This window comes from Oceanobacillus massiliensis str. N'diop (assembly GCF_000285495.1).
Classification (GTDB): domain Bacteria; phylum Bacillota; class Bacilli; order Bacillales; family Amphibacillaceae; genus Oceanobacillus; species Oceanobacillus massiliensis.
Map to the genome: position 1 here is coordinate 52,648 of NZ_HE610978.1, position 26,032 is coordinate 78,679.

Consider the following 26,032-nt stretch of genomic DNA (forward strand, 5'->3'; position numbering starts at 1 on the left):
AATCGTTAAAGACTGGTGACAAAAAATTGGACGGTCCCAATCGACCATCTACTTAACCAATAATTAGTTTAAGAAAAAGAGGATTTGTACATTCTAATGGTACAAATCCTTTTTAATGAGCTGTTTAAGATGAAAGTAAGTATAGAGCAACTTTCTTTTCAAGTAGAATGACTTTCCGATTTCAAGGTTGGACGGCAGACCTTGCGACTGCTGCCATTTCCTTTTTACACCCCCTCTTTTGTACCAATCATTTCGAATGATATCCCGGTGGGCAATGATTGGGTAAACCGCTCTTAGAAACGGGGCTCCCGGAAGATTCAGATTTAAAAACTGTTCGTACTCCCGACGTGATCCCGTTGGTTCAACGGACACAATAAAATCAAGGATACCTTCCTGGATATTGGGAAATTCGAGCATAGCCGCAATTTTCTGGCCAACGTCTATTCGTCTGTCTATTTTTGTGAAGTTGTGTACATAGGTACCATGCAGATGACCGAAACAGTCAGGAAGCAATACGGCATTCATGAATAAATGATTTTGCAGTCTGTATGGAAATGCCTTGAACACTTTTTTGTCAAAGAATTGCTGTTCAATGGTAGGATGCTGTATCAAATTCTGTTCATTGATTATCAAGGCGTTCAGCAGCCTAGCCTTATCATTGGATTTCCAGAAGTGATTCCATTCCATAACCATGAAACGAGACACATGGAATTTCGTCAGCAAATGAAATAATGGGCGGTTATATTTTCTGGATAGCTGGTACATGAGCAGCTGTGGAAATGCATCGGAGAATATTAGCCAGTTTGCCCTTTCATAGGTTGTAAATAAAAGTTCCCGTTCTTTAATGCCTAATAACCCCCGAAATGGGGGTAAATATAAATCAGTCATGTTCCAACCGGCGTTTCGGGATACAATCGCTGCAACGAGAGACCATCTTATCTCTGGAAAGCGAAAATAGAAGTTCTGATATGCCTTTGTTCTTGAGATGTTATCTACATTATGTGCTTTCGTCTTGAATGTTATATAATGTAAGATAGAATGGTGTTGTTCGGTTACCATGGACGACACGTTCTTTCTTTTCTAATAATGGCTGATACAGATCAGGTGATGTTAAAAGTTATCATTTACCTTTTTTTCTGATATCATACTGTATTATGCTGGGAGGGGAAATTTTTGAACTATCCAAATGGACAGAGAAAAACTTTGCCGGTAAGGAAGTCTACATCGGAACAGGATAATAATATTTTCAGTAATCGGGGAATGACATTAGAAGAAGATATCAATATAACGAATCAATTTTATCTTGATACTGATCAGGCTATTATTCATAAAAAGCCAACGCCGGTACAGATTGTAAAAGTCAATTATCCGAAACGCAGTGCTGCTGTGATAACGGAAGCATATTTCAAACAAGCTTCCACAACAGACTATAATGGACTTTACCGTGGCAGATATGTTGATTTTGAGGCAAAAGAGACCAAAAACAAAACACTTTTCCCTTTAGCTAATGTTCATGATCATCAGATTCGCCACATGGAATCAATCGTAAACCATGGGGGGATTTGTTTCATGATTATACGATTTGCGGCATATGAAGAAACCTATTATATGCCAGCAGAGAAACTTTTTTCATACTGGTACGACAAACTACAGGGAGGAAAAAAATCAATCTCATATGAACATATCAAACAGGATAGTCATTTGATCCCTTTTCATTATCAAAGACGAGTCGATTATATATCTATCATAAATAAGCTTTATTTTTAGAGACGGAGGTATGAAACGATGGCAGAAAATAGCCAAAGTCGAACAGCAAGACGAAACCAGAAGAAATCAAAAAGCAAGAAGAAACCTGCATGGAAAAAGATCTTGAAAATAGCTCTTATTGTTATATTAGCACTTGGAATTGGTACAGTGGGCTTAATTACGTATTGGATAGCAACAGCTCCGGATTTGGATGAATCAGAGCTTTCTGTCCCCTTCTCTTCTACTTTATATGACAAAAATGGCGAAGAATTTGCAGATTTAAGCGGTGAGCAGAAACGGAAACCCATTCAGGCTGAAGACCTGCCACAGGTACTGGTAGATGCCGTAACAGCTACGGAGGATGCAAGATTCTTCGATCATCCTGGGGTTGATATCCGAAGAGTTGGCGGTGCTGTATTAGCTAACGTGACCGATGGCTTCGGGTCCCAAGGGGCAAGTACCATCACACAGCAGGTCGTGGAAAGAGCATTCCTGACACCAGATAAGAAAATCAGTCTAAAAGTACAGGAAGCATGGCTTGCATTGCAATTGGAACGCGAGTATTCGAAAGATCAGATTCTGGAAATGTACTTGAACGGTATATTCTATGGAAGCAATTCCTATGGTGTTGCCCAAGCAGCCGAAACCTATTTTGGAAAGACGGATTTAAATGATCTAACGCTGCCTGAAGCAGCTATATTAGCTGGCTTGCCACAGCGTCCAACAGCATATAACCCATTTGAAAATCCGGATTTGACGAAAGAAAGAATGAATACTGTACTGACCCTGATGGTTAGACATGGAAAGATTTCCCAGGATGAAGCGGATGAGGCAAGAGAAGTCGATATCCCTTCCCTTCTCGTGGAATCCCGTCCAAATCCAACAGCATATCAGTCATTCATCCAACAAGTTGAAAAAGAAGTCAATGAAAAAATCGAAGGAACTGACATCAATACGGCCGGATTGAAAATCTATACGACATTGGATTCGAGCATCCAGGAACATGTGGAGTATTTACTGACAGATTCTGATGAAAATCCAATAAAATATCCGGATGATACCCAGGCAGCTATGGTTGTATTGGATACGAAAACGGGTGCAGTTCAAGCTATTGGCGGTAGCAGAAATAATGACGGCAATTATGGTTACAATTATGCTACGCGCGGCGGAACCCAATTGGGGTCGACAGCAAAGCCAATCATGGCTTACGGACCTGCAATCGAATATAATCAAATGTCCACCTATCATCAGATAAATGATGACGAACCATTTGCCATACCAGGAACTGAAACTTCAATCCGGAACTGGAACCGTCAATATGGGGGATGGATGAGTGCAAGACACGCATTAAACCAATCATTAAACGTTCCGGCTGTAAAAACCCTCCAAGAGGTTGGCATAGATAATGCCCAGAAGTTTGCAGAAGGACTCGGAATTAAATTTGCCGATGATCAAATGGTTCTTACGGATGCAATTGGTGGTGCGGGTACGAATGTAACACCGCTTCAATTGGCAGGCGCATTCCGTGCGTTTGGTAATGAAGGGATCTACAATGAGCCATATACGGTTACCAAAGTAGAATTCCCAGATGGCAAAGTAGTTGAACTAAAACCAGAGCCTAAAGCGGTAATGGCCGATTCTACTGCTTATATGACAACAGATATGCTCAAATCGGTTGTTACGGAAGGTACTGGTCAAGCTGCAAATGTACCTGGTGTCCCTATCGCAGGAAAAACGGGTACAACTAACTTTACGGATAAAGAAGGAAGCCCGGACGCTTGGTTTGCAGGCTATTCGACGAATTACACCATTAGTGCCTGGACAGGCGGCTATGATGAAAATAATAAGCGTGTAGCACTGCAAGATACGAATATATCGAAAGCCTTATTTAAAAATACAATGACGAAAATCTCGGAAGGAGTCGAAACTGCAGATTTTGAAAAACCAGACTCGGTTGTAGAAGTTGCAGTTGAAAAAGGTTCCAATCCCGCTGCCCTTCCAAGCGATTACACACCGTCTTCTGAAATTGTGAAGGAATTGTTTGTTAAAGGAACAGAGCCGACAAAGACATCCGAAAAATTCGACGAGCTTGATCCAGTTTCTGGATTGAAAGCCAATTATGATGAAGAGTCAGGTGCTGTACAGATAGAATGGGATTATGATTCAGATGCGGAAGTATCGTTCGAAGTCAGTGCAAGCGTAGATGGAGGTCAGATGCAAGGACTTTCATCAACGGAAGATACCTCCATGGAAATTTCCGAAGTGGAACCTGGGTCTGTTTATGAAATCCAAGTTGTCGCAACAAGCGGATCCATGTCAAGTGAGCCAGCTGCAACTTCCATAACCATACCTGGCGGAGAAGATGATGAAGAAATTCCAGCTGTAAGCGGCCTATCTGCCCAATATATTGCCGATCGATCGCTGATTGATGTTTCCTGGAGCTATGATGGCCCTTCAGCGTCCTTTGAAGTATCTGTCAATGGCCAAACACAGACCGTACAGTCTGAAGGAATTGAAGTAAGCGGCGCAGCCCCAGGTGAGTCCTATAGCATCGAAGTTACTCCAATCAGTCAGACAGATGATGGTGATGTAAGAGGTCCTACCCAAACCACCACTGTCGATGTACCTGCTGAAGAAGGACAAAATGGCAACGGTGGAAACAATGGCAATGGAGGCAACAATGGAAACGGCGGGAATAACGGTAACGACGGCAATGACGGCAATGAAAATGGCAATAACGAAAATAATGGCAATAGCAATAACGGTGATTCCGATAATCAGGACGAAGCAGATGAAAATGAACCAGATGAAGACGAACCAGATGAAGATGAGCCAGAAGAGAATCCCGAAGAATAACCAAAAAGAGGAAAACTCGATTATGAGTTTTCCTCTTTTTTATTGCGGGCTATTCTATATTAAAGGACTTTTTTCATCCGTTTCTGCCCTTCCCTGCATAGTTCAAGCAATGGGCATTCCGGACAATTGGGATTTCTTGCTTTGCAATGATACCTGCCAAAGAAAATCATTCGATGATGGGTAACACTCCATTCATCCCGCGGAACCTTGCGCATTAAGGTCTCTTCCACTTCTATAACAGAATCTTTCCATCTGCTAATACCTAAACGTTTAGAAATTCGTTCCACATGTGTATCCACGGCAATTGCCGGTTCATTAAATGCTATAGAGGCAACTACATTTGCAGTTTTCCTTCCGACTCCCGCAAGCTTCATCAATTCCTCTTTCGTCTGTGGTACTTCTCCATCATAGTCATCCAGCAGCATTTGACATAATTTTTTAATGTTCTTGGCTTTCGTACGATAAAGACCAATGGACTTTATATCCTGCTCCAGTTCTTCAAGTGTAACCGCAAGATAATCTTCCGGTGTTTTATACTTTTTAAATAAACCTGCAGTGACCTTATTGACAAGCTTGTCTGTACATTGGGCAGATAAAAGTACGGCAATGACAAGCTCAAAAGGATTGGAATGTACAAGCTCACCTTTGGCATCCGGAAACATTTCCGCCATAGCATCAAGGCAATACCTGATCTGCTTTCTATTTAGCATTTCTCAATCTTCCCCTTCTAGCCAGTTGTAATAAAATGAGGTATCTCTTTTATCGGTTTTTTCTTCCTTTGTGGTTTGCTGTCTGCTATGGAATTGTTTACTGGCATTCCGTGCCTGTTCAACTGTATGGATCCCCTTTTTCTTCCACTCTCTTAGTATGCGGTCAATATATTTGAAATTCAATTTGCCCATTAATACAGACTCTCTTAAGCCGGCTTTAATCAAGGAAGGTTCAATTTGATCTTCATCTAGCCATGCATTGACTGTTTCGATTTCAAATGGGGAAAGTGGTCTCCCGAATTCCTGTTCAAACAGGATGAAGATGGTTCCAATAGGATCATCTTCCTTTTTTTCTTCTTCACCGTAAAGTTTTTCCCATAAAGGATCAAGACAATAGCCTTCACTTAATTGATGGTTGTCGTTTTCCTTCTGTTCGATGGAAAGGAGATTCTTCTGCGTCAATTTCCGTAGTATATTGGCACATTCTTTTTCATCCATTGTGACATATTCTGAAATTTCGAATGGTGTAGGAAAATCATTGTTAGTCTCCAGGTAACGCAGTAATTGAAGAATAATCATTACCTCTTTTTCAGTGAGACCAATCGATTTGTATTTCAAAAGCAATATACTTGGAATGTGCATCTGATTGATTAGGATTTGTTGAATTGATATTTTTTTTGTCATGATTGTACAGCACCTCAATATAAGTATAGCATGATTAAATATTGCAATTAGAGAAAATTAAAATCCCTTGCTTCATAACCGCAAGGGATTTGAGATTAATTTAAGGATACAGACGGTTTAGTAATCTTGGGAATGGAATTGTCTCCCTTACATGGTCAACGCCTGACAGCCATGCAACAGTTCGTTCCAGTCCAAGTCCGAATCCGGAATGCGGAACACTTCCGAATTCTCTCAGCTCGAGATACCATTTATAGGCGTCACCTGTCAGCCCATGCTGTTCATAGCGTTCTCTCATTAATTCCAAATCATCGATACGCTGTGAACCTCCAATAATTTCCCCATAGCCTTCTGGAGCGATTAAGTCAGCACAAAGGACGACATCTGAACGAGTTGGATCAGGCTTCATGTAGAAGGCTTTAATTTCAGCTGGATAATTGGTTATGAAAACAGGTTTGTCAAAGCTCTCCGCTATAGCTGTTTCATGTGGAGCACCAAAGTCTTCTCCCCATTCAATATCTTCAAACCCTTTTTCTTTTAGCAATTCAATTGCATCATCATAAGAAATTCTTGGGAAAGGTGCTTGAATAAGTTCCAATTTAGAAGTGTCGCGTTCTAGGATATCCAATTCAAGCTTACAATTCTCCAATACGGATTTAACAATATAACTCACATAATTTTCCTGTATTTGAAGACTTTCTTCATGATCGACAAAAGCCATCTCAGGTTCAATCATCCAAAACTCAATTAGGTGCCTGCGTGTTTTGGATTTTTCAGCGCGAAAAGTAGGTCCGAACGAGAATACTTTACCGAATGCCATTGCAGCAGCTTCCATATACAACTGACCGCTTTGTGATAAATAGGCTTCTTCATCAAAATATTTCGTATGGAACAATTCTGTCGTCCCCTCTGCTGAAGAGCCTGTGAGAATTGGCGGGTCGATTTTCACGAATTCATTTTCATTAAAGAACTGGTAGGTGGAACGAATGATTTCATTCCGGATTTTCATAACGGCATGCTGTTTCTTGGAACGCAGCCATAGATGGCGATGATCCATTAAAAACTCGGTGCCATGTTCTTTGGGGGTGATTGGATAATCCGTTGCTTCATGGATCACCTCGATTTCACTAACTTGCATTTCATAGCCAAAAGCAGAGCGCGTATCCTCCACAATCTTACCTGTTATGTACATGGATGTTTCCTGGGTAAGATTTTTTGCCTTGCTAAACGTCTCTTCGGATACGTCACTTTTAACAACAACCCCCTGGATGAATCCTGTTCCATCGCGCAGCTGCAGGAAGGCTATCTTACCGCTGGATCGTTTATTTGTAAGCCATGCGCCTATCGTCACGGTTTTATCTTGATGCTTGGGCGCTTGTGATATTGTTATTTTCATAAGATTGTCCTCCATCTTACTTTGCCTGATGATTTTCGACAAAGCGTTTTATTCTTTTTGCTGCCTCTTTTAATTCTTCCATTGACAGGGCATAGGATAAACGCACATTCTTCGGTGAGCCGAATCCCGAGCCCGGTACAAGTGCAACCTTCTCTTCCTCAAGCAATGCTGCTACCCAATCGTCAACATTCGAAAATCCATTCGCTTGTGCAGCCTCAATTGCATTAGGGAACAAGTAAAATGCACCTTCAGGCTTGATACAGTTTATGCCAGGAATAGCATTGATGAGTTCATAGAATACATCAAGTCTGTCTGAGAAAATCTGTTTTAATTCTTCCGTTGTACCTACTTCTGTTTCATATGCAGCAAGTGCAGCATATTGGGAAATAGAAGTGGGATTTGATGTGGAATGTGAAGCAAGATTTGTCATTGCTTGAATAATTTCCTTTGGCCCAGCTGCATAACCAATTCTCCAACCAGTCATGGCATGCGACTTGGAAACCCCGTTCACTATAATAGTCTGTCCTTTCAGCTCATCGGAAAGAGATGCTACAGAGATATGGGGGTTTTCAGTATAGATCAGCTTTTCATATATTTCATCTGAAATGATCAGTATATCATGTTTTAAGCATACTTTGCCAATCTCTTCAAGCTCCTGCTTATTATACATCATTCCAGTTGGGTTTGAAGGCGAATTGATAATTACAGCCTTTGTTTTATCAGTAATAGTATTTTCCAGTTCATCTGGTGTTATTTTAAAATGGTTTGCTTCTGATGCGTTCAGAAATACAGGGCTTCCTCCGGCTAATTTGATTTGTTCAGGATAGCTCACCCAATAAGGTGTTGGAACGATTACCTCGTCCCCATTGTTCAGCAAAACCTGGAATAATGTATAGAGCGCATGCTTAGCTCCAGTTGTGACGATAATCTGATCATTTGGATATTCTAATCCATTATCAGTTCTAAACTTTCTGGAGATAGCCTGTTTCAGTTCAACAATTCCACCTGCAGCGGTATACTTTGTCATGCCCTTGTCCATTGCTTCTTTTGCAGCTTCCAATATGTAATCTGGTGTATTGAAATCAGGTTCTCCTGCCCCTAAACCAATCACATCATGCCCTTGTTTTTTTAGTTCTTTTGCTTTTGCGGTGATTGCCAAGGTTGATGAAGGTGATAACGTTTTTACTCTTTGTGCTAATTCCATTCTGTTTGCCCCTTTCTATTTAAACATCCTGGTGATTCGGTATTGTTCTACCGGCGTACCATCATAAATCGAAACATACTCCATCACATAGCGATTATCGCTGTCATGATACGTTATTTGCCATAATGCTTCATTGCTTTCCAACGCTGGTACTATCTTCACGAGCTCACATTCGTTGCATTTGGTTTTCCAAAGATTAAGAACTTCCTCCTTTGGCATGATTTCCGCTCTATCCAATGTTGTTAATTCTTTTTCTTTGCCTTCAAGTGGATAGAAAATAAGCTTCTCTTCTTCTTTATTGTTAATTCCAAAGATAACATGGTAGGCCGAAGATCCATTATATTGCTCGATATTTTCAACTTTTTCTATGGCTGTTTGACTCATAATTTGCTCGGAGGTTTCGTCAAATCCTGCCGTTTTATTGTCATACAATACATTATATAAGTACACTGCATATATCAGGCAAGCCAATATAACAGCCAGAATTAACATTGAAACCCATAATAGCCAGCTGGTGTTAGAATTACGCATAAAACTCATCCATCTTTATGATCATTTTATTCATTTGAGACGAAAAGCGGAACAAATGCAGCGAATTTTTAAGTCCCATATTCATCTCCACCTCCAATAGGATTCTTTTACGTTTTATCAATATTTACTATACATAGCACCACAAAGTATGTAAACAATAAGAACAAGTTAAATTGATGAACGAAGCATAGTTCCAGTTTACCAGTCCAGATCGGTAATTTGCCTTGTTTCATCAATTTGACACAAAATATTCCTGACCCACGCACAACAACTGATTATACTACTGACACAGCTTAGGCGTGTCAGTAGTTTTTTATGGATGCATTAAAACCAATCTTCTGCCCTGCTTAAAAGCCTTTGGGTCGAGTCGAAGGATGTGGGGACCTCTGGTATGGATTCAGTGAAATATTTGCCATACTTTGTCTTTACAATCCGAGCATCACAGACAAAAACAATTCCTCTGTCACTGGAAGAACGTATTAATCGGCCAAACCCCTGCTTGAATTTGATGACAGCATTCGGTAGCGACAATTCCATAAATGCATTTTCTCCGTTCTCTTTAAGCAATTCTGCTTTTGCCTCGAAGACAGGATGGTTCGGCGGCTGGAAAGGGAGTCTTACAATCATCAGGGATGACAGGTCCTCCCCAGGGATATCCACTCCCTCCCAAAAGGAACTGGTACCAAGCAGGATTGCCTGGTCAAAAGTCTGGAAGTTCTTTTTTAGCCTTGATCTGCTGCCACTTGTTATTCCTTGCCCAATCAGCACAAATTCATTATCGATAATTATTTCCTTTAACAGGTTATATGATTTTTTCAGCATATCATAGGAAGTAAATAATACGAGCATCCTTCCTTTGGTGATTTGCGCCAGCGAGATGATTGCCTCGCAGGTTGCATAAATGAAGTCATCCACATTACCGAATTTTATGTCGGGAAAATCATTCGGTATCAGTAATTGCACCTGATCCTGATAGGAAAATGGCGATTCAATCTTTTTGGTCAGCAGACGGTCATTTTTTAAACCAAGCCTTTTTTGGATAAATTCAAAGGAATTTTTCATCGTAAGCGTTGCACTTGTTAATATAACACTTTTTTTGCTCTGGAAGAATTCCTCTGCCAGCAATCGCGAGATATCGGTAGGCTCACTATATAAATAAACAGCATTCCTCGTTCCTTTTGTGTCAATTTCTATCCATTTGATCTGGGGCACATTTCCTGCTGTGAAGAATAACGATTCCAGTCCATCAATAAATCTCTGGAATATATCAGTCATTCCCAGCAAATCTTCTTTATCGTATTTATCAAGGAGTTCCTGTTTGGAAAGATACTGTTCTGTTATAGCAAGGATATGAATCAGATCCCTCATATAAAAGGTCAGCCTCGCAACCATTTCTTTTATAATATCCCATGTTGTCTGGTCTTCTTTGCCTTCTTCAAACCGGTACTGCAATCTGCCTATATCACTTAGCGATTTACTGTTTTTATGCTGCGATACGACATATTGGTAAATGGTATGAAACAAATCATCTGTTTCATCTTTTGCCTTATCCAATATATCGTCCCATTTTTCCATTGGAATCTGTTCGTCGGTCAATGAATAGTTCTCCATCAATTTTCCAAACATTTTACCATCATCTGAATGGCCGATCTGATTGAACAAGTACTGCATGTTGATATAATCCATCTTCATGCCATAATGATGTGAGGCCGTTTCTTCAAAGTGATGGGCCTCATCAATTATTACCTTTTCATACCCAGGTAAGAACTGATAATTATTGAACATATCTGTACATAATAATGCATGATTCGTGACGATAATATCTGCTTTTTGTGCCTTTCTCCGAGCCTTCTGATAAAACGATTTTGAAAACCACGGAGATTGGGGATCAACACCATTCTCCGAATCCGTTGAAATATTTTTATAGAAAAAGTATCCGCTTGTGGGCAATTGAACTTCATCTATATCTCCTGTAGCGGTCTCTGTTAGCCAGACGAGCAGCATTGCTTTTGTCAGGGCCGTATCATAATTATCAGACTGGTTGTTATCCAGTTCATGGGCAAACTTTTCCAGGCTTATGTAATGGCTTTTCCCTTTCAATAGAGCCACTTTAAAAGGAATATCTGTTAGGTTGCGGAACGAAGGTATTTCCTCATCAAGCAATTGGCTCTGCAACTGGGTTGTATAGGTGCTGATGATAACCTTCTGATTGGATTTCACTGCCTCAAAGACAGCGGGAATCAGATAGGCAAGAGACTTACCAGTCCCAGTTTCTGCTTCAATTAACGCATGGTTCTTCGACTGAAAAGAGTCATATATTGCCTCAGACATTTCGCGTTGTCCTGCCCGTTTTTCATACTTGTCAAATTGCTTTTGCATCGTGCCTTCGTCTTCATAAATCCCATCCAAATAGTCACCAAAAGAGCTTTCTATAAGATGCGTTTCGTTCTGAGCGTCTTCGATGTTCTTAAAAGCCAATCCATTGAGCGAAATAATATCACTTTCATTGTTTGAAAATGCCGTTTCATCCAATCTGTCTGAAAGAATTTCATACGCATTCGAGATAAACACTTTTTCCAATTTCAGCAAATGAGCGATTGTCTCATATGGTAACGAATTCAGTTTCTCCCTCAGCTTTAAAAATAATTTGGCAGTCACATATGCATCCGATAGGGCACGATGCGGGTCCTGATGATGGATATCCAGATATTCTGCAAGCTGTCCCAATTTATAGCTTGGTGCTTTTGGAAACAGGATTCTGGATAGTTCGACCGTATCGATAACAGGGTTAGTCAACCGTTCCCTGCCATTAGCTGCTAGTTCGGCATTAAGAAAACCAAGATCAAATGAAACGTTATGTGCGATTAAGTAGCTATCCTGAAAAATCTCGATTATTTTGTCAGCTTTTTCATAAAATAATGGGGCTCCTTCAACATCCTCATCTGATATTCCGGTCAATTTTGAAATAAATGGTGGAATGGATTGATTAGGATTCAAAAAGGTCGCGTGGGTATCTGTGATGATATCATTTTCGATGACCACAATGCCGACTTCGATTATTTTATCATTTTTGGACGGAGAGTGTCCTGTAGTCTCAAGATCTATTACTACAAATTTGTCCACCTTTTCCACCTTGCTTTCTAATTCCAATTAATAGTAAAACTCTTACCATAGGAATCGATAAGAGTTCGAAATCTTACATGAAGAAAGCCTACGTGAGAGTTAAAGGAGGCTCTTGTTCGATAAGTTGCTCAATCTGGTTAAGTTCGTTCATGATAGCAACCTTTGGTCGATGTGATTCCAGCTCTTCTTCGGAGACAACTGCATAGGAGACAATAATTACAGTATCGCCTTTTTGGACAAGCCTTGCTGCTGCACCGTTAAGACAGACCACTCCTGAACCTTTTTCGCCAGGAATAACGTAGGTTTCCAGCCGGGATCCATTATTATTGTTGACTATTTGTACTTTTTCATGTGGTAATATATCGACCTGCTCTAAGATGCCTTCATCGATTGTTACACTTCCGATGTAATTCAGATTCGCCTCTGTAACTGTAGCACGATGAATTTTACTTTTCATCATTGTGCGGAACATCTATCTTCCCCCTAATCCAATCGATTGATTTTTTCTCCCTTAGCAGTTAATAATATATTATCAATCAGCCTTGCTTGATTAAAATGAACGGCAACAGCCAGAATAATGGTCCCTTCAATTTTCGCAATTGGCTTCAGTTCGGGATAGCTCAGGAGTTCAACGTAGTCCACTCTGCCGGAAATATGTATGCTCAAATAGTCATGAACCTCTTTTTCAATGATAGCAGGAATATTCATACCGTCAACTACTAATTCCTGACCGAACTGCAGGCTTTTATATAGCCAGGTTGCTTCTTGACGCTCCCTATTATCCAGAAATATGTTTCTGCTGCTTTTGGCTAGCCCATCGGCTTCACGGGTCGTAGGGACGCCAATTAATTCAATTGGGAAATTCAGATCGTTTAGTAAGGCATCGACCACGGCAACTTGCTGTGCATCTTTTAGGCCAAAGTAAGCTCTATCAGGCAGAATGATATGGAATAATTTTGTCAGTACCGTTATAACACCGTCAAAATGTCCCGGTCTTGACTTGCCGCATAATACTTCTGTTCTTCCTTGGATATGCATATCGATCAACGATTTCACCGGATACATTTCCTTTACGTCGGGAAGAAAAAGGTAATGGATGCCTGCTTGTTCTGCTTGCTTTATATCTTTGCTTTCATCTCTTGGGTATTTTTCATAATCCTCGCTAGGTCCGAATTGCAGTGGATTGATGAATATGCTTGTTATTGCGATATCATTTTCCGTTTTAGCGTTCTGCATTAAATTCAAATGACCTTCATGGAAGGAGCCCATCGTTGCAACATAGCCGATTTGCTTGCCTTCAAGCTTTAACTGTTTGCTAATCCGCTGCATTTCACTTATCGTACGGATAACTTCCATTTCTTTCCCCCCTGCAGGTTACGGATGAAATTATGAACGTGATTTTGTTTATTTATTTTCCGGGAACCAATTTATTTCTGCCGAGTAGAGCTTTATCGCTTCGCCAGTCCGTGATTCTGTCAGCAATGCCCCTTCTTCAGAAATTCCTAGGAAAGTCGATTCCCATTCATCTTTGAATGTTTTTATTTGGATGGGCTGACCAATCTTAAATCCATAACTTTCCCACTTTTCCTTAACAGGAGCAAAGCCAGATTTCATGTAGGCATCAAAGGATTTTTCAAAAGATTTCAGCAATTCCTGAATCAAATGTGTAATTGGCCAATCCTGCCCAGTCTCTATCTTGAGAGATGTAGCCTTAGATTGAATGTCCTCCTGCAAGTCTTCCTTTGAATGATTCACATTCAATCCAATTCCTATCAATATATATTGAATGCGGTCTTGTTCAGCCTGCATTTCAGTCAGGATTCCCGCTATTTTCTTTTGGTTCAGCAATATATCGTTGGGCCACTTGATATGGGCTCTCGTTTGTACAGTTGATTCAAGTACGTCCGCTAGTACGGTTGCAGCCAGTAATGTCAATTTAGAAGCATCATTAGGCAGCATTTCCGGTCTTAGCAGGATACTTAGCCAGATACCCTTCCCCTTGTTGGAATGCCAGGTACGGTTCATCCTTCCTCTGCCTTCTGTCTGCTCATCGGCAATAACGATTGTACCATGTGGTGCATTTTCCAGTGCGGCCTGATGTGCCAAAGTCTGGGTAGAACCTGTCTTTTCTTTATGTATGATTGTTTTAGCAATCCATTTAGTATCGAGTCCCCATTTGATCGTATTACTGCTCATTGTTTCGGGATATGCTGTGATTCGGTATCCTTTTCTTGGTCTAGCTTCAATCTGATAGCCATCTTTTTCAAGATCCTTCATATGTTTCCAAACAGCATTTCTGGATATATGCAACGAATCGGATAATGCCTGTCCGGAAATGAAACGATCTTCATTCTCAGCAAGAAGGGTTATTAATCGATCGCGTGTGGATTCCATTTTATCCAGTCCTTTATGTCTTTAAGATTATTTTTAACATTACCTGCTGCAACTTCAGCTTCTATTTGTTGGATTAGACGATGCAGCCAAGGTCCTTTTTTTCTTTCTGGATACATTTCAATAAGGTCATGACCATTGATGGCGAGCTCTGTTCGCGAGCGAATCTCTAGTTTACCTGCAACAGATGCCATCTCATCTGTCGTCAATGATTTTGGATGCATGACATTGACAAGACGCACGAATCCATCGTAGTATCCCGGGTCCAATTGATATACGAGCATTAAATCCAGCCCATTCTTTTGATATCGTTCATATGCCTTCAGCAATTGCTGTGCTTCCATTTTAATTTTATTGGAGACCTTCCATTGCCTTACCCATACTTCAATGCTGACTTCAGGCTTAATCAGATGGAATAGAGAAATAACTTCTCCAAATGAACAGAGGGGCAGCATTGTTGACGGAATGGCGTCTATGAGATCAGTATGTTTGTGAAACACCGGTAGATAGTTACCTATTTTCAGTTCCTTTAAGTATTCGATTGCACGATTAACATGTACACCTGCAAATAGCTTGGTGAATTCATTTGTGATTCGTTCAACTGCCAGGCTTTCAATTTCGCCTCTCAATGCCCTCATATCTTCCAGTGTCTTTGGATGGATGGTAAAACCAAGCTGACTGGTGAATCGAAGGGCGCGGATAATCCTTAAGGCATCTTCTGTGAATCGCTTGTAGCCATCCCCGACGGTTTGGATTACTTTCTTCTCAATATCTGCCCTTCCACCAAATAAATCAATGATATCACCGTCTAAATCCATAGCTAGTGCATTAATCGTAAAATCACGTCTTTCCAGGTCTTTATCAATCTCATCGATAAATTGGACTGAATCCGGATGACGTTTATCTGAATAATCGCCATCGAGACGGAAAGTGGTTACTTCATAGGACTCGCCCTCGTGCCGTACGATGACTGTTCCATGTTCAATCCCCACTGGAATAACCTTAGGGAAAATTTTTTGGATTGTTTCAGGCGGGGCTGAAGTGGCAATATCGATGTCGCCTAAAGCTCTGTCAAGCAACAGGTCACGTACACAGCCGCCAACAAAATAGGCCTTATAATTGTGTTTTTCAATTTGTTCCAGAACTGGTTTTGCTGCTGCAAATGGTTTTGGTAACATGGGATCACCATTTTCTTTTTGATTACTGCTTCAGTACTGAATCATAAAGTCTCAGATACTGGTTTACAATTTTAGTTGATTCAAAATGCTTCATACTGTGTTCAAGTGCGTGTTGGGAAAATTGTTTCAGCAGCTGTTCATTTTGCAATAAGTGAACGGCATGTCGAGCAGTTGCCTCGATATCTCCCAATTCAACAATATACCCAGTCTCTTCATGGTTGATCACTTCGGGAATGCCGCCAATGTTTGTTCCGATACAAGGTACACCGCACGCCATTGCCTCAAGCAGCACCAGGCCGAAGCTCTCTTTTTCCGACATCAATAATTTAATATCTGCGATTGACAATAACTCACTTATATTATTCTGTTTTCCCAGGAAAAGTATATCTTCTTTCATGCCGAGACGCTCTGATAGCTGTACTAAACTAGAGTATTCAGGGCCATCCCCTACAAGTAGAAGCTTACTTTTCACCTGTTTTCTAATTTTTTCAAAAGCTAGAATGATATCTTGGACTCTTTTCACTTTCCTGAAATTGGAGATGTGTATGAGTACCTTTTCTTCTTCTTTAATACCGTACTGTTCTCTAAGCTTCGGCATATTTTTTCTATTGTATTCCTCTTCGTTTACAAAGTTATAGATGACGGATATCTCTTTATTTAACTCGAGCATCTCGCTTGTTTGACTGGCTAGATTATTAGAAACAGCCGTAACCGCATCTGACTTCTCAATTCCGTGCTTTATGATCTTCTTAAATGTGTGATCGATTCCAAGCACGGTAATGTCAGTACCATGAAGTGTCGTGATGATTTTCACATCGTGTTCCGCAATATCCTTTGCCAATATCGCACAGATTGCATGCGGCATAGCGTAATGGACATGCAAAATATCCAGTTTCTCCTGATCGATTACTTCTGCCATTTTTGCAGCGAGTGCAAGATCATATGGCGGAAATTGAAAAACGGGATAATGATTCATTTCAACTTCATGATAATATACTTTAGGATGAATTTTATTTAAGCGGAACGGTATGCTCGATGTTATAAAGTGTATCTCATGGCCTTGCTCTGCTAAAAGCTTACCGAGTTCTGTCGCGATCACTCCTGAACCGCCCACACTCGGGTAGCATGTTATTCCTATTTTTTTCACGTATTTCCTTCTTTCTGCTGTTTTTCCTTGATAATTTCCCGCCATTCAAAGTCTCCGCGGTCCAAACCGCGCAGGAAAATTTCAGATGCCGCAATATTTGTTGCCAGCGGGATTTGATATACATCACATAATCGCATGAGTGCACTTACATCAGGTTCATGCGGTTGGGCAGTGAGCGGATCTCTAAAGAAAATGACAATGTCCATCTCATTCTTTGCAATCATTGCTCCGATTTGCTGGTCGCCGCCGAGAGGGCCGGACTGAAATCTATGGATATTCAGTCCGGTTGCCTCCGATATGAGTTTTCCGGTTGTTCCTGTTGCATAGAGTTTATGTTTTTGCAGTATATGCTTATATGCAATACTGAAACGGATAATATCATCTTTCTTCTGGTCGTGTGCAATTAAGGCAATATTCATAGAAACCTTCCTTCACAGTAATCCTAACTATAAAATGTTTTCAAGACCGTATGCAAGTTCCTTCATGTCCATCACTTTATGTACAGATAATTTAATTCCTTCCATAAAGGAGCCGCGGTTTAAAGAGTCGTGTTTAATCGTTAGCGTCTGGCCGGAGCTCCCAAAAATGACTTCTTGGTGTGCAACAAGCCCAGGTAATCGCAAGCTGTGAATGTGCATACCATCCATTTCGGCACCTCGCGCTCCGCTGATTGTTTCCTGTTCATCAGGATGCCCCTGTTTCTTCGGTTCTCTTGTTTTCATTATCAGCTCTGCTGTCTTTTTAGCGGTTCCAGAAGGAGCATCCAGTTTTCTATCGTGATGTTTTTCAATAATTTCTACATCGGAAAAGTACTTTCCTGCCATTTCGGAGAACTTCATCATAAGTACAGCCCCAATCGCAAAATTGGGAGCTATGATGCACCCCGTATTTTCTCCCTCTGCTAATTGAGCAATTTCGCCGATTTGTCCATCGGTGAACCCAGTAGTACCGACAACTGGTCTGATGTGATGTTCTATTGCCGTTTTTGTATGATAGTAACCAACCTCTGGTACCGTTAAGTCGATGAATACGTCTGCATTTACCTCTTGAAAACATTTCTCAATATCTTCATAAATAGGTACAGGCAAGCTTGGTTGTCCTTCTATATCTTTTAATTGTTTGCCGCTGTGCTTTCTGTCAATGCAGGCTACCAGTTTAAAATCCGATTCGTTTTCCACCATTTTTACAGCGGCTGACCCCATTCTTCCTCTTGGTCCCGCCAGAATGATATTTATTGCCATGTTCAATTCTCCTTTAAAAAAGTTGTCCAAAATTACTTCTGATGTTTCAGGGATTCCGTTTTACTGATCTTTACGAGTCCAGCGGTCTTTGTCCCTAGTTTCGATCTTTTTGATTGCGATATCGAATGCTCCTGAAAGGTCAATATCCAAGGAATTGGCAAAACAGGCAAGTACAAAAACAATGTCGCCAAGCTCCTCTTCGATTGTTTTCTCCTTTTCAGTTGCTTTTTTTGGCTTTTCACCATGGTAATGATTTACCTCGCGTGCCAGTTCTCCTACTTCTTCCGTAATTCTTGCCATTAAGGCAAGTGGAGAAAAGTAGCCTTCTTTAAATTGTGAGATATAATCATCCACTCTTTTTTGAATATCTTTCGTGTCATATAATGGTGCTTCGATAGTAGCTCACCTCTTTTTATACTCTTCTTCTATCATGTTAGCTAAAAGGAAGTGGTTTGACAAATTTTTGATACAGGTAGGGATTAAATTGTCCTAATAAACTTTATTTACTATAATTAAGTAGGATTGTTATATAGACACTCGATCAAGTTAGGAGGAAATAGATGATGTTCGGATTAAAATTGAAAAATATATTGTTTATATTGCTTGGCGCGGCCATCTACTCATTTGGCATCGTTCATTTTAATATGCAGAACAATCTTGGAGAAGGCGGATTTACCGGTATAACACTGCTGCTTTATTTTCTTTGGAGATGGGATCCGGCCATTACCAATATCGTACTGAATGTTCCATTATTTCTTATAGGCTGGAAGTTCCTTGGTAAGAATACATTTTTATATACCATTATCGGAACCTTTGCAGTATCTTTGTTTTTGAGGATTTTCCAAACCTATCAGTTTTCAATCCACCTGGAGAATGATATGACCCTGGTAGCACTGTTTGCCGGAGTATTTATCGGTGTAGGGCTTGGAATCATCTTCCGTTATGGAGGGACAACCGGCGGAGTAGATATCATTGCAAGGCTCGTCTATAAATATGCCGGATGGAGCATGGGAAGAACAATGTTCCTATTTGATTTTGTTGTCATAACGGCTTCTGTCTTTATGGTTCTCGACCTTGTTGAAGGGATGTACACACTTGTCGCCGTTTATCTGGGCGCAAGGGTAATTGATTTCATACAGGAAGGCGCCTATTCAGCAAAAGGGGCAACCATTATTTCAAACAAGAGCAGTGAGATTGCAGAAAAAATACTTACATCCATGGACCGTGGGGTAACGGTTCTCGATGGACGCGGCAGCTTTTCGGGAGAAAAAAGGGACGTTCTCTATTGTGTTGTAGCAAGAAATGAGATTGTGCGGTTGAAAAGTATTATCAACAGCGTGGATCCTCACGCATTTGTGGCAGTCACGACGGCACATGATGTAATGGGTGAAGGATTTACATTGGATGAGAACAAAAATCCGATCAGAGAAGATTAAACAAACCAGTTTGGCCAAAACAAAAAGGGATGACAATTTGTCATCCCTTTTTTATCTATTCTCTGCTTGAAAGGTAAATCAATACGAATCTCAATAGTTCTGCAACAGCCACAAGAGCAGCAGCTACATAAGTCAATGCAGCAGCATTGAGGACCTTCTTCGTTTCACGCTCTTCATTGTTTCTGATTACGCCAGATGAAACCAACTGTGTCATGGCACGGCTGGATGCATCAAATTCTACAGGCAATGTTACCACCTGGAACAATACAGCTGCTGACATGAAGATAATTCCCAGAAGGAGCATATTGGTCATACTGAAGAATATACCCGCCATGATAAAGAAGAAAGAGATGTTGGAACCGAAGTTGGCAATTGGCACTAAAGCGCTTCTCAACCGCAAAAATGCGTATTCCTGCTGATCCTGAATAGCATGTCCGACTTCATGGGCTGCTACGGCAGACGAAGCCATTGAACGGCCATGATAAATCCCTTCGGAAAGATTGATTACTTTTTTCCTTGGATCATAATGATCGGAAAGCATCCCTTTCGTTTGTCCAATTCTTACATCATATAACCCATTTTCATCCAATATTTTACGGGCGACTTCAGCGCCTGTCATAGCAGATGATGTAGGTTTTTTTGAATACTTTATATACGTGCTTTTAACCCTTGATTGAGCCCAAATCGGGATAATCATCAATAACGCAATGTAGATTAGGTAACCACCCAAACCCATTTTCATTCCTCCAGTAGAAGTTAGACTTGTTTATCTAAGGTCAATTTTAGTCAAATTTACCGAATTAGTCAACAGATTTATCCTTCTTTCCAACTTCTTTTGCTTCTGCTTTATATTTTCTCCAGCTTACATAAGATAATGTAACAATAATGCTTCCACCCACGATAATAGCAGTCCAAATAAACGGGGTAATAACAATCTGGTTTTTCGAGACATCTCCCTTAGCGATTGCAGTGCTTGCCTCAACCGCTATTGGGCCAATTTGGCCGTACAGCAATATCCCTATGAGCACTGCGGCTGTGATCCGAACAAGAAGTTTCCATCTGTTTACCATAGAGATCACCTCATAAACTTGATATTAATTAAGTGTATGATGGAATCCCGCAGCATATAACAATTAGTTCAATGGCTTGTTCCTTTGTGTGAGCCAATAGGCAATGAAGATGGAAATGATACTTAGCCAGAAAGTGAAGTAACCAATTTCATTCATGTACTTATTCAGTGATGAGTACGCTGGCATCATAGCAAATACATAATCGATAATATCGTTATGCAATGTCCAGACCGCAGCGAAAGCAATATGCCTTAACTTAATTTTATAAAATGGTGCATATAGAATGCCCTGAATCGCCATCCCCGCATGGGAAGCGATTAGCATATATCCCTGCCAGCCTATCGATCCTTCAACGATTAAGGTTAGAACGTTCATAACTACTGCCCATGTACCGTATTTGAATAAAGTGATTATCGCAAGGGCTTCGATGTAAGGTATATTTTTCCCAAACAGAAAGAACAGCAAAAATATAGTGAAAAATAAACTTGCGGTTGGACTATCGGGAACGAAAACCAGAAAAATATCTGGCGTTGCAGCAAGCTGCCCTTCATACCAATAATAGCCATACAGAGTACCGAAAAAGTTAATTAACAACAGGCAAAACAGAAACCTTTTCTCCTGCAATATGTATGTAATCATACCTCTATCCTTTCTATATGAACTGAATGCGATGTAAAAAAACACCTTCACCATTCATTATGGCAAAGGTGTTTAACTTAACGAATATTACTCTGCAGATTCATTAACGGATATGATGAAATCTGCTAATTGCTCAAGTTCCTCATCCGTTCCCTGGAATTGATCAGGAGGCATTGAGCCTGTTCCTTCTGTTGCAATGGTCATAATCTCTTCAGCAGACAAATCAATCCCCACTAAAGTAGGTCCTGCTCCACCTTCCAGTTCAGCACCATGACATGCCACACAGCTGTTTTCATAAGCAGCATGTCCAGGATGTTCCGTATCGATGGTTACATCTGATTCCGGAATCGGCTTATTTGCTTCTACACGGCTCTCCCAATCAACGTGAGATGCAGAAGTATAAGTCAGCCATACAACTGAAACCAATGCGAGAAGCATCATACCTACTGCAATCGGACGCTGATGCGGTCTGCGTCCAGGACCGTTGTCCAGAAACGGAGCGAGAAGCAATGCTCCGAATGCAAGTCCTGGAAGTATTAGAATCCCAAAAAGTATAAAGTCTCCACTTGCAAATTTGTATTTCAATAATTCATACAGAAATAAAAAGTACCAATCCGGCAGTGGGATATACGAAGCATTCGTTGGATCTGCCATTCCCTCTAAAGGTGATGGATGAGCCAATGTCAAACATAGGAATCCAACTAAAAATACTGCACCGGCCAACCATTCTTTTAATAAAAAGTTGGGCCAAAAAGCTTCTGTTCTACCAGGATACTCAGAATAATCTTTCGGTATATTTGGTTTCCTTTCAGCAGAGATACGTGAATCTCCGACAAATTTCATACCTTTACCCTTATGCATCACTTGCCCTCCTTTTTATAGTGGTCCGGATATACCTTGTCTACGAATTAAAATAAAGTGAACCGCCAATAGTGCGAATAAGGCTGCAGGCAAGAAGAAGACGTGAATGGCAAAGAATCTTGTCAGAGTCTGAGCACCAACGATGGTTGCATCTCCAGCCAGCAATGTTTTTAATTGCACTCCGATAAACGGAACCTGTTCAGCTATTTCCAATCCAACCTGGGTTGCAAAATATGCTTTGTTATCCCAAGGAAGTAAATATCCAGTGAAACCTAAACCTAGCATAATAAAGAAGATCAGCACGCCGACCATCCAATTAAGCTCACGGGGTTTTTTATATGCGCCTTGGAAGAACACACGTAGAGTATGTAATAATAGCATAACAATTACAACACTGGCACCCCAATGATGCATTCCCCGTACGATTTGCGCATGGGCAACTTCGGTCTGTAAATAATAAACCGACTTCCAAGCATTTTCAATGTCCGGCACATAATACATCGTCAGGAACATTCCGGAAAGAATTTGAATTACAACAACGAAAAACGTCAATCCGCCAAAACAATAAACAAATGCAGAGAAATGATGGGCGGGGTTAACATGTTCCGGAACCTCGTGATCGGCAATATCGCGCCATATTGGCGTAATATCTATACGATCATCAATCCAATCATATATTTTCTGTAACATAATCCATTACGCCTCCCCTTGTGGTTTTGCATCGCCAAGGAACAGCATGCCATCCCTTACTTCCTGCTCATAGACATCCAGTGGTGCTAAAGGTGGTGTACCTGGAACATTGGTACCATCCTTCTCATAGCGTCCGTCATGGCATGGGCAGTAGTATTGATTCGGATAATCTTCGCTGCCTTCCCATGAAACAACACATCCTAAGTGTTTACAAACCGGGGAAAAGGCTACAATCTCATCATTTTCATTTTTATAAACCCACGCAGAGCGATTTACCTCAGATTCATACCAGCCATCTACTTGGTCTATACTCCAATCGATTCGCTGAGGATCTGATGTAATGTCATCAACAGATAATCCTACATTTGCCAGATCACCTGCTGCAGTGTGTTTCAATACGGGATCAACTGCCATTCTTATAGGAGATATTAGTAAGCCGGCTGCCATAAATCCCCCTACCCCTGTAAGCGTATAGTTCAGAAACTGTCTACGGGATACTTGCTGTTTTTCATCACTCATGATTTTCCCCCCTCTTTACAATAGTCACGGACATATATAATTTAATTCAGATTACTAGGACAATACCATGATAGCGCAATCTTTTTATTCGGTCAATATAAAACAATATTCACAATCAATAGATAGGATAAAAACACACTTTACAGCAGCATTCGCCAATTTTTTGGCTACTGCCAAAACGACCTGATCAATTCAACAGTCTGTCCAACCTGATCCCTGATTATACGTTGCATCTCCTTGGAATTGATATCTTCAGTCTGGACGGCAGGCATCCATAATAAATGACTTGAAAGATCCTTTTCTTGTTTTTTCCAGCTGGAATCGAATGTAATAAGAAGGATATGGGAAAAGGGCTGTTCCGTTATCTCATTCCCCCAGGCATTCAGCCGATTTATTTCATCTTCTTTTTTGGCAGACTTCAAATAATGGTAAGGAGGTGCCAGCATAATTCTCCCTGTCAGCTCCTTTTCGATATCCTGTGCAAAGATTGTCATTGCTTCTGCCTGCTGGGCGTATTTCTCTGCCTCTGCATCCCCTGACATCTGAAAAGGAATTAATGGAATAATAACGGTGTCTATGTATTCTTTAGCCTGTACATATGTTTGGAGGTCAGATTTTCTCCATTTCATAAAATCATCCTTTCTGTTCTGTATTTACCTCAGATGTTTTCCAATTATATCATTTATAAATCTTATCTTATATAGGCAAAAAAAATCAACCTATTCCTCCGAAGAGTCAGGTTGAAGTGCTGCGATGGATTTGAGGTCATTCAATTTTTTTGAGAGAATTCTAAATTCTTCCTGATTCATCTCATCTAGTGCACGGTCAATTTGCTTTAATAATTTTTCCTTTTTATATTCATATAAAGAATAGTTCAATAGCTGATTTGCCAATGCTTTTTCATGATTCGTTATATAGTAGTCGGCAGGTATAAAAGGATTCTCTTCCAAAACAGAAGCGTAATAGGAATGCTGATTTGACCGTTTAAAATTCAATTGCAGGTATAGTGGTTCATTCTGGTTCAATCGGATCTCATGGAAAGATTTCTCTGCATCGGTTGTGACCAAATGGTTTTTGTAAAAACGAAAAGGTACTTCTTCTGAACAGTGGCTCGTCATCATAATCCCTCTTGGACAATACTTTACATCTCTGACGAAATGCACATTACCAAGCAGGTCGTTGTGATTGACCAGATAGTTTAGAATCCAAACGCTTTCCCGTTTCTTTAACCGGTAATGATTCAGGAACCACTGAATAAAACTTTTCTTATCCTTGGCAGTGACAGGAGTGATCATCTTCTTTCTCCCCCCTTTTAAAGTTTTACAAAACCCTACAGATCCAGTTCATACGTTTGTTTTAACCGGTTAAGGTATGCCTCGGTTTCCTCATCGAGGGGTTGAAGTCTGACGTAAGCTTCAAAAATTGGAATGGCATCAGTAATTCTGCCCTCTTCTGTAAGAAAGAAGCCGTATTCCTTCAGAAAATCGCTATCTTGATTTAGACTATTATATGCTTCCTTATAGTGTTTTAATGCATCATCATATAATTCAATTTCAATAAATGCACGTGCAAGTTCCCAGTCATACATCGGATCGTCTGCGCCAGTTTTTTTAATCTCTTTTATCAAGTCTGTAATCGCTTCAGAGTCTTCATTCTTTTTAAATAGTTCAATCAAAAACAGGACAGCTTCCTTGAAGTCAGGGTCCAGAGCAATTGCTTCGCGAACGAACTTTTCGCTTTCTTCATCCTGATTGAGGTGATGGGCAACAGTACCGGCAATAAAGTATAGTTCTTTATTGAATTCATCTCGCTCAAGCCCTTTGATTGCCGTTTGGAAGGCCTCCTGAACCATTCCTTCTGCTTCGTATGCTTTTGCAAGCTGATAATAAACGGTATTATAATCTTCATCCAGCTCCAGAACATGTTCCCATGCGTTGATTGCAATATCATTTCTGTCTGCCTGGAATGCGGTTACGCCATACTTGAACAGCTTGTCTGCATTTTTATTTTCATCATCTTTAAAATGGATTAATGCTTTCTCGTACTCTCCTGCAGCTGCGAACGATTCACCAAGCCGGTCATCAATCGAAATCTGCGCAACTTCACTCTGCTGTTTTTTGACGTTCTCATAGAAGTTAATCGCTTTGAAATATTCCCCAATTGAGAAATATAGTTCACCAAGTGCAAAGTCGATAATAATTTCATCCTTTGAAAGCTGCTTTGCAGTAAGCAGTTTCTGTTCGGATACTTCAAATAAACCTTGTGCCTGATATAAATCCGCCAGCTGGATTAATGCCTGGACATATGCTGGGTCCTCTGTATTTATTTCGTTAAGCAGTGTGATGGCCGGTTCGTCTTCTTCCATTTCAATAAAAATATCGGCCAATGAAATTTTCAAATCACTTTCATCAGGATAGAGATCAAGCAATTCCTCTAAAATCTCCCGGGCTTCCTGCAAGAAACCCCATTGAAGATAAAGTTCGGCAATCGTATATTTTTCATCATCAGTTGCTTTTTTCAGATAATTCCGCAGCATACTGATTGCTTTCTCAATTTGATCATTTTCCACTAATTGTACGGCTTCCATAATGGTGTCCATAAAGAACATCCTCT

At 40.5% G+C, this 26,032-nt stretch carries 27 protein-coding genes; 3 read left to right on the forward strand and 24 right to left on the reverse strand.

The window, feature by feature from the left end; all coding sequences use genetic code 11:
- Positions 1-93 precede the first annotated feature (93 nt).
- Positions 94-1,059: a DUF2515 family protein gene (locus tag OMHG_RS10085; RefSeq protein ID WP_010650610.1), complete on the reverse strand. Its 966-nt coding sequence runs from the start codon at positions 1,057-1,059 to the stop codon at positions 94-96.
- A 114-nt stretch (positions 1,060-1,173) separates the two neighbouring features.
- Here OMHG_RS10085 and recU point away from each other — a divergent pair, with 114 nt between their 5' ends.
- Together recU and OMHG_RS10095 are read left to right on the forward strand one after the other, a co-directional pair.
- Entirely contained in the window at positions 1,174-1,767 is a 594-nt protein-coding gene (gene recU, locus OMHG_RS10090) for a Holliday junction resolvase RecU (protein WP_010650611.1), read from the forward strand.
- Between the two features lie 18 nt (positions 1,768-1,785).
- Positions 1,786-4,602, forward strand: coding sequence for a transglycosylase domain-containing protein (locus OMHG_RS10095; protein ID WP_010650612.1), 2,817 nt, complete (start codon positions 1,786-1,788; stop codon positions 4,600-4,602).
- A gap of 59 nt (positions 4,603-4,661) precedes the next feature.
- Here OMHG_RS10095 and nth read toward each other — a convergent pair whose 3' ends face one another.
- The 14 genes from nth to OMHG_RS10165 form a co-directional block, all read right to left on the reverse strand.
- Positions 4,662-5,312 carry an endonuclease III gene (gene nth / locus OMHG_RS10100; RefSeq protein WP_010650614.1) on the reverse strand — a complete coding sequence of 217 codons (651 nt, stop codon included), beginning with the start codon at positions 5,310-5,312 and terminating at the stop codon, positions 4,662-4,664.
- Positions 5,313-5,315: 3 nt separating this feature from the next.
- Positions 5,316-5,996 (reverse strand): DnaD domain-containing protein, encoded by a 681-nt coding sequence (locus OMHG_RS10105; RefSeq protein ID WP_010650615.1) that lies wholly within the window; start codon positions 5,994-5,996, stop codon positions 5,316-5,318.
- 100 nt (positions 5,997-6,096) lie between these two features.
- Positions 6,097-7,389 carry an asparagine--tRNA ligase gene (asnS, locus tag OMHG_RS10110; RefSeq protein WP_010650616.1) on the reverse strand — a complete coding sequence of 431 codons (1,293 nt, stop codon included), beginning with the start codon at positions 7,387-7,389 and terminating at the stop codon, positions 6,097-6,099.
- Positions 7,390-7,405: 16 nt separating this feature from the next.
- Complete coding sequence (locus tag OMHG_RS10115; RefSeq protein WP_010650617.1) at positions 7,406-8,593, reverse strand: pyridoxal phosphate-dependent aminotransferase; 1,188 nt, start codon at positions 8,591-8,593, stop codon at positions 7,406-7,408.
- Positions 8,594-8,608: 15 nt separating this feature from the next.
- On the reverse strand, positions 8,609-9,124 hold the full coding sequence (locus tag OMHG_RS10120) for a cell wall elongation regulator TseB-like domain-containing protein (RefSeq protein WP_010650618.1): 516 nt from the start codon (positions 9,122-9,124) through the stop codon (positions 8,609-8,611).
- Between the two features lie 324 nt (positions 9,125-9,448).
- Positions 9,449-12,247 carry an ATP-dependent DNA helicase DinG gene (gene dinG / locus OMHG_RS10125; protein ID WP_044476949.1) on the reverse strand — a complete coding sequence of 933 codons (2,799 nt, stop codon included), beginning with the start codon at positions 12,245-12,247 and terminating at the stop codon, positions 9,449-9,451.
- Positions 12,248-12,335: 88 nt separating this feature from the next.
- Positions 12,336-12,719, reverse strand: coding sequence for an aspartate 1-decarboxylase (gene panD, locus OMHG_RS10130; protein WP_010650620.1), 384 nt, complete (start codon positions 12,717-12,719; stop codon positions 12,336-12,338).
- Positions 12,720-12,730: 11 nt separating this feature from the next.
- A complete protein-coding gene (gene panC, locus OMHG_RS10135; protein WP_010650622.1) occupies positions 12,731-13,603 on the reverse strand; it encodes a pantoate--beta-alanine ligase in 873 nt (290 codons plus the stop codon).
- A 48-nt stretch (positions 13,604-13,651) separates the two neighbouring features.
- Positions 13,652-14,641, reverse strand: a complete 990-nt coding sequence (locus OMHG_RS10140; protein WP_010650623.1) for a biotin--[acetyl-CoA-carboxylase] ligase — start codon at positions 14,639-14,641, stop codon at positions 13,652-13,654.
- Positions 14,617-15,816: a CCA tRNA nucleotidyltransferase gene (locus OMHG_RS10145; protein WP_010650625.1), complete on the reverse strand. Its 1,200-nt coding sequence runs from the start codon at positions 15,814-15,816 to the stop codon at positions 14,617-14,619. Before OMHG_RS10145 ends, OMHG_RS10140 begins: the two co-directional genes overlap by 25 nt.
- A 22-nt stretch (positions 15,817-15,838) precedes the next feature.
- Positions 15,839-16,963: an N-acetyl-alpha-D-glucosaminyl L-malate synthase BshA gene (gene bshA, locus OMHG_RS10150; protein WP_010650627.1), complete on the reverse strand. Its 1,125-nt coding sequence runs from the start codon at positions 16,961-16,963 to the stop codon at positions 15,839-15,841.
- Positions 16,960-17,382, reverse strand: coding sequence for a methylglyoxal synthase (gene mgsA / locus OMHG_RS10155; protein WP_010650630.1), 423 nt, complete (start codon positions 17,380-17,382; stop codon positions 16,960-16,962). Before mgsA ends, bshA begins: the two co-directional genes overlap by 4 nt.
- A gap of 27 nt (positions 17,383-17,409) precedes the next feature.
- The gene (dapB, locus tag OMHG_RS10160; protein ID WP_010650632.1) at positions 17,410-18,204 is read right to left on the reverse strand and encodes a 4-hydroxy-tetrahydrodipicolinate reductase; all 795 of its coding nucleotides are present in this window, start codon (positions 18,202-18,204) and stop codon (positions 17,410-17,412) included.
- Positions 18,205-18,264: 60 nt separating this feature from the next.
- Positions 18,265-18,558 carry a nucleotide pyrophosphohydrolase gene (locus OMHG_RS10165; RefSeq protein WP_010650634.1) on the reverse strand — a complete coding sequence of 98 codons (294 nt, stop codon included), beginning with the start codon at positions 18,556-18,558 and terminating at the stop codon, positions 18,265-18,267.
- A gap of 206 nt (positions 18,559-18,764) precedes the next feature.
- Between OMHG_RS10165 and OMHG_RS10170 the strand changes: the two genes are divergently transcribed.
- Positions 18,765-19,640, forward strand: coding sequence for a YitT family protein (locus tag OMHG_RS10170; protein WP_010650635.1), 876 nt, complete (start codon positions 18,765-18,767; stop codon positions 19,638-19,640).
- 55 nt (positions 19,641-19,695) lie between these two features.
- Here OMHG_RS10170 and OMHG_RS10175 read toward each other — a convergent pair whose 3' ends face one another.
- The 9 genes from OMHG_RS10175 to OMHG_RS10215 form a co-directional block, all read right to left on the reverse strand.
- Positions 19,696-20,376 carry a zinc metallopeptidase gene (locus OMHG_RS10175; RefSeq protein ID WP_010650637.1) on the reverse strand — a complete coding sequence of 227 codons (681 nt, stop codon included), beginning with the start codon at positions 20,374-20,376 and terminating at the stop codon, positions 19,696-19,698.
- A 64-nt stretch (positions 20,377-20,440) separates the two neighbouring features.
- A complete protein-coding gene (locus OMHG_RS10180; protein WP_010650638.1) occupies positions 20,441-20,710 on the reverse strand; it encodes a sporulation protein YpjB in 270 nt (89 codons plus the stop codon).
- Between the two features lie 63 nt (positions 20,711-20,773).
- Positions 20,774-21,349: a lipoprotein heptaprenylglyceryl N-acetyltransferase LhaT gene (lhaT, locus tag OMHG_RS10185; protein WP_010650641.1), complete on the reverse strand. Its 576-nt coding sequence runs from the start codon at positions 21,347-21,349 to the stop codon at positions 20,774-20,776.
- A gap of 87 nt (positions 21,350-21,436) precedes the next feature.
- Complete coding sequence (locus OMHG_RS10190; protein WP_010650643.1) at positions 21,437-22,210, reverse strand: menaquinol-cytochrome c reductase cytochrome b/c subunit; 774 nt, start codon at positions 22,208-22,210, stop codon at positions 21,437-21,439.
- A gap of 15 nt (positions 22,211-22,225) precedes the next feature.
- Positions 22,226-22,900, reverse strand: a complete 675-nt coding sequence (gene qcrB, locus OMHG_RS10195) for a menaquinol-cytochrome c reductase cytochrome b subunit (RefSeq protein WP_010650645.1) — start codon at positions 22,898-22,900, stop codon at positions 22,226-22,228.
- 6 nt (positions 22,901-22,906) lie between these two features.
- Entirely contained in the window at positions 22,907-23,419 is a 513-nt protein-coding gene (locus OMHG_RS10200) for a QcrA and Rieske domain-containing protein (protein ID WP_010650648.1), read from the reverse strand.
- A gap of 167 nt (positions 23,420-23,586) precedes the next feature.
- Positions 23,587-24,048, reverse strand: coding sequence for a YpiF family protein (locus OMHG_RS10205; protein WP_010650650.1), 462 nt, complete (start codon positions 24,046-24,048; stop codon positions 23,587-23,589).
- Between the two features lie 90 nt (positions 24,049-24,138).
- Positions 24,139-24,714: a ReoY family proteolytic degradation factor gene (locus tag OMHG_RS10210; RefSeq protein ID WP_010650653.1), complete on the reverse strand. Its 576-nt coding sequence runs from the start codon at positions 24,712-24,714 to the stop codon at positions 24,139-24,141.
- A 35-nt stretch (positions 24,715-24,749) separates the two neighbouring features.
- Positions 24,750-26,018 carry a tetratricopeptide repeat protein gene (locus tag OMHG_RS10215; RefSeq protein WP_010650654.1) on the reverse strand — a complete coding sequence of 423 codons (1,269 nt, stop codon included), beginning with the start codon at positions 26,016-26,018 and terminating at the stop codon, positions 24,750-24,752.
- Between the last annotated feature and the right edge of the window lie 14 nt (positions 26,019-26,032).

Excerpts from the sequence above, each read along its gene's own strand:
- OMHG_RS10085 (WP_010650610.1), bottom strand. The coding sequence starts at position 1,059 with ATGGTAACCGAACAACACCATTCTATCTTACATTATATAACATTCAAG.
- OMHG_RS10095 (WP_010650612.1), top strand. The coding sequence starts at position 1,786 with ATGGCAGAAAATAGCCAAAGTCGAACAGCAAGACGAAACCAGAAGAAA.
- nth (WP_010650614.1), bottom strand. The coding sequence starts at position 5,312 with ATGCTAAATAGAAAGCAGATCAGGTATTGCCTTGATGCTATGGCGGAA.
- OMHG_RS10105 (WP_010650615.1), bottom strand. The coding sequence starts at position 5,996 with ATGACAAAAAAAATATCAATTCAACAAATCCTAATCAATCAGATGCAC.
- asnS (WP_010650616.1), bottom strand. The coding sequence starts at position 7,389 with ATGAAAATAACAATATCACAAGCGCCCAAGCATCAAGATAAAACCGTG.
- OMHG_RS10115 (WP_010650617.1), bottom strand. The coding sequence starts at position 8,593 with ATGGAATTAGCACAAAGAGTAAAAACGTTATCACCTTCATCAACCTTG.
- OMHG_RS10120 (WP_010650618.1), bottom strand. The coding sequence starts at position 9,124 with ATGCGTAATTCTAACACCAGCTGGCTATTATGGGTTTCAATGTTAATT.
- panD (WP_010650620.1), bottom strand. The coding sequence starts at position 12,719 with ATGTTCCGCACAATGATGAAAAGTAAAATTCATCGTGCTACAGTTACA.
- panC (WP_010650622.1), bottom strand. The coding sequence starts at position 13,603 with ATGGAAGTTATCCGTACGATAAGTGAAATGCAGCGGATTAGCAAACAG.
- OMHG_RS10140 (WP_010650623.1), bottom strand. The coding sequence starts at position 14,641 with ATGGAATCCACACGCGATCGATTAATAACCCTTCTTGCTGAGAATGAA.
- OMHG_RS10145 (WP_010650625.1), bottom strand. The coding sequence starts at position 15,816 with ATGTTACCAAAACCATTTGCAGCAGCAAAACCAGTTCTGGAACAAATT.
- mgsA (WP_010650630.1), bottom strand. The coding sequence starts at position 17,382 with ATGAATATTGCCTTAATTGCACACGACCAGAAGAAAGATGATATTATC.
- dapB (WP_010650632.1), bottom strand. The coding sequence starts at position 18,204 with ATGGCAATAAATATCATTCTGGCGGGACCAAGAGGAAGAATGGGGTCA.
- OMHG_RS10170 (WP_010650635.1), top strand. The coding sequence starts at position 18,765 with ATGATGTTCGGATTAAAATTGAAAAATATATTGTTTATATTGCTTGGC.
- OMHG_RS10175 (WP_010650637.1), bottom strand. The coding sequence starts at position 20,376 with ATGGGTTTGGGTGGTTACCTAATCTACATTGCGTTATTGATGATTATC.
- OMHG_RS10180 (WP_010650638.1), bottom strand. The coding sequence starts at position 20,710 with ATGGTAAACAGATGGAAACTTCTTGTTCGGATCACAGCCGCAGTGCTC.
- lhaT (WP_010650641.1), bottom strand. The coding sequence starts at position 21,349 with ATGATTACATACATATTGCAGGAGAAAAGGTTTCTGTTTTGCCTGTTG.
- OMHG_RS10190 (WP_010650643.1), bottom strand. The coding sequence starts at position 22,210 with ATGCATAAGGGTAAAGGTATGAAATTTGTCGGAGATTCACGTATCTCT.
- qcrB (WP_010650645.1), bottom strand. The coding sequence starts at position 22,900 with ATGTTACAGAAAATATATGATTGGATTGATGATCGTATAGATATTACG.
- OMHG_RS10200 (WP_010650648.1), bottom strand. The coding sequence starts at position 23,419 with ATGAGTGATGAAAAACAGCAAGTATCCCGTAGACAGTTTCTGAACTAT.
- OMHG_RS10205 (WP_010650650.1), bottom strand. The coding sequence starts at position 24,048 with ATGAAATGGAGAAAATCTGACCTCCAAACATATGTACAGGCTAAAGAA.
- OMHG_RS10210 (WP_010650653.1), bottom strand. The coding sequence starts at position 24,714 with ATGATCACTCCTGTCACTGCCAAGGATAAGAAAAGTTTTATTCAGTGG.
- OMHG_RS10215 (WP_010650654.1), bottom strand. The coding sequence starts at position 26,018 with ATGGACACCATTATGGAAGCCGTACAATTAGTGGAAAATGATCAAATT.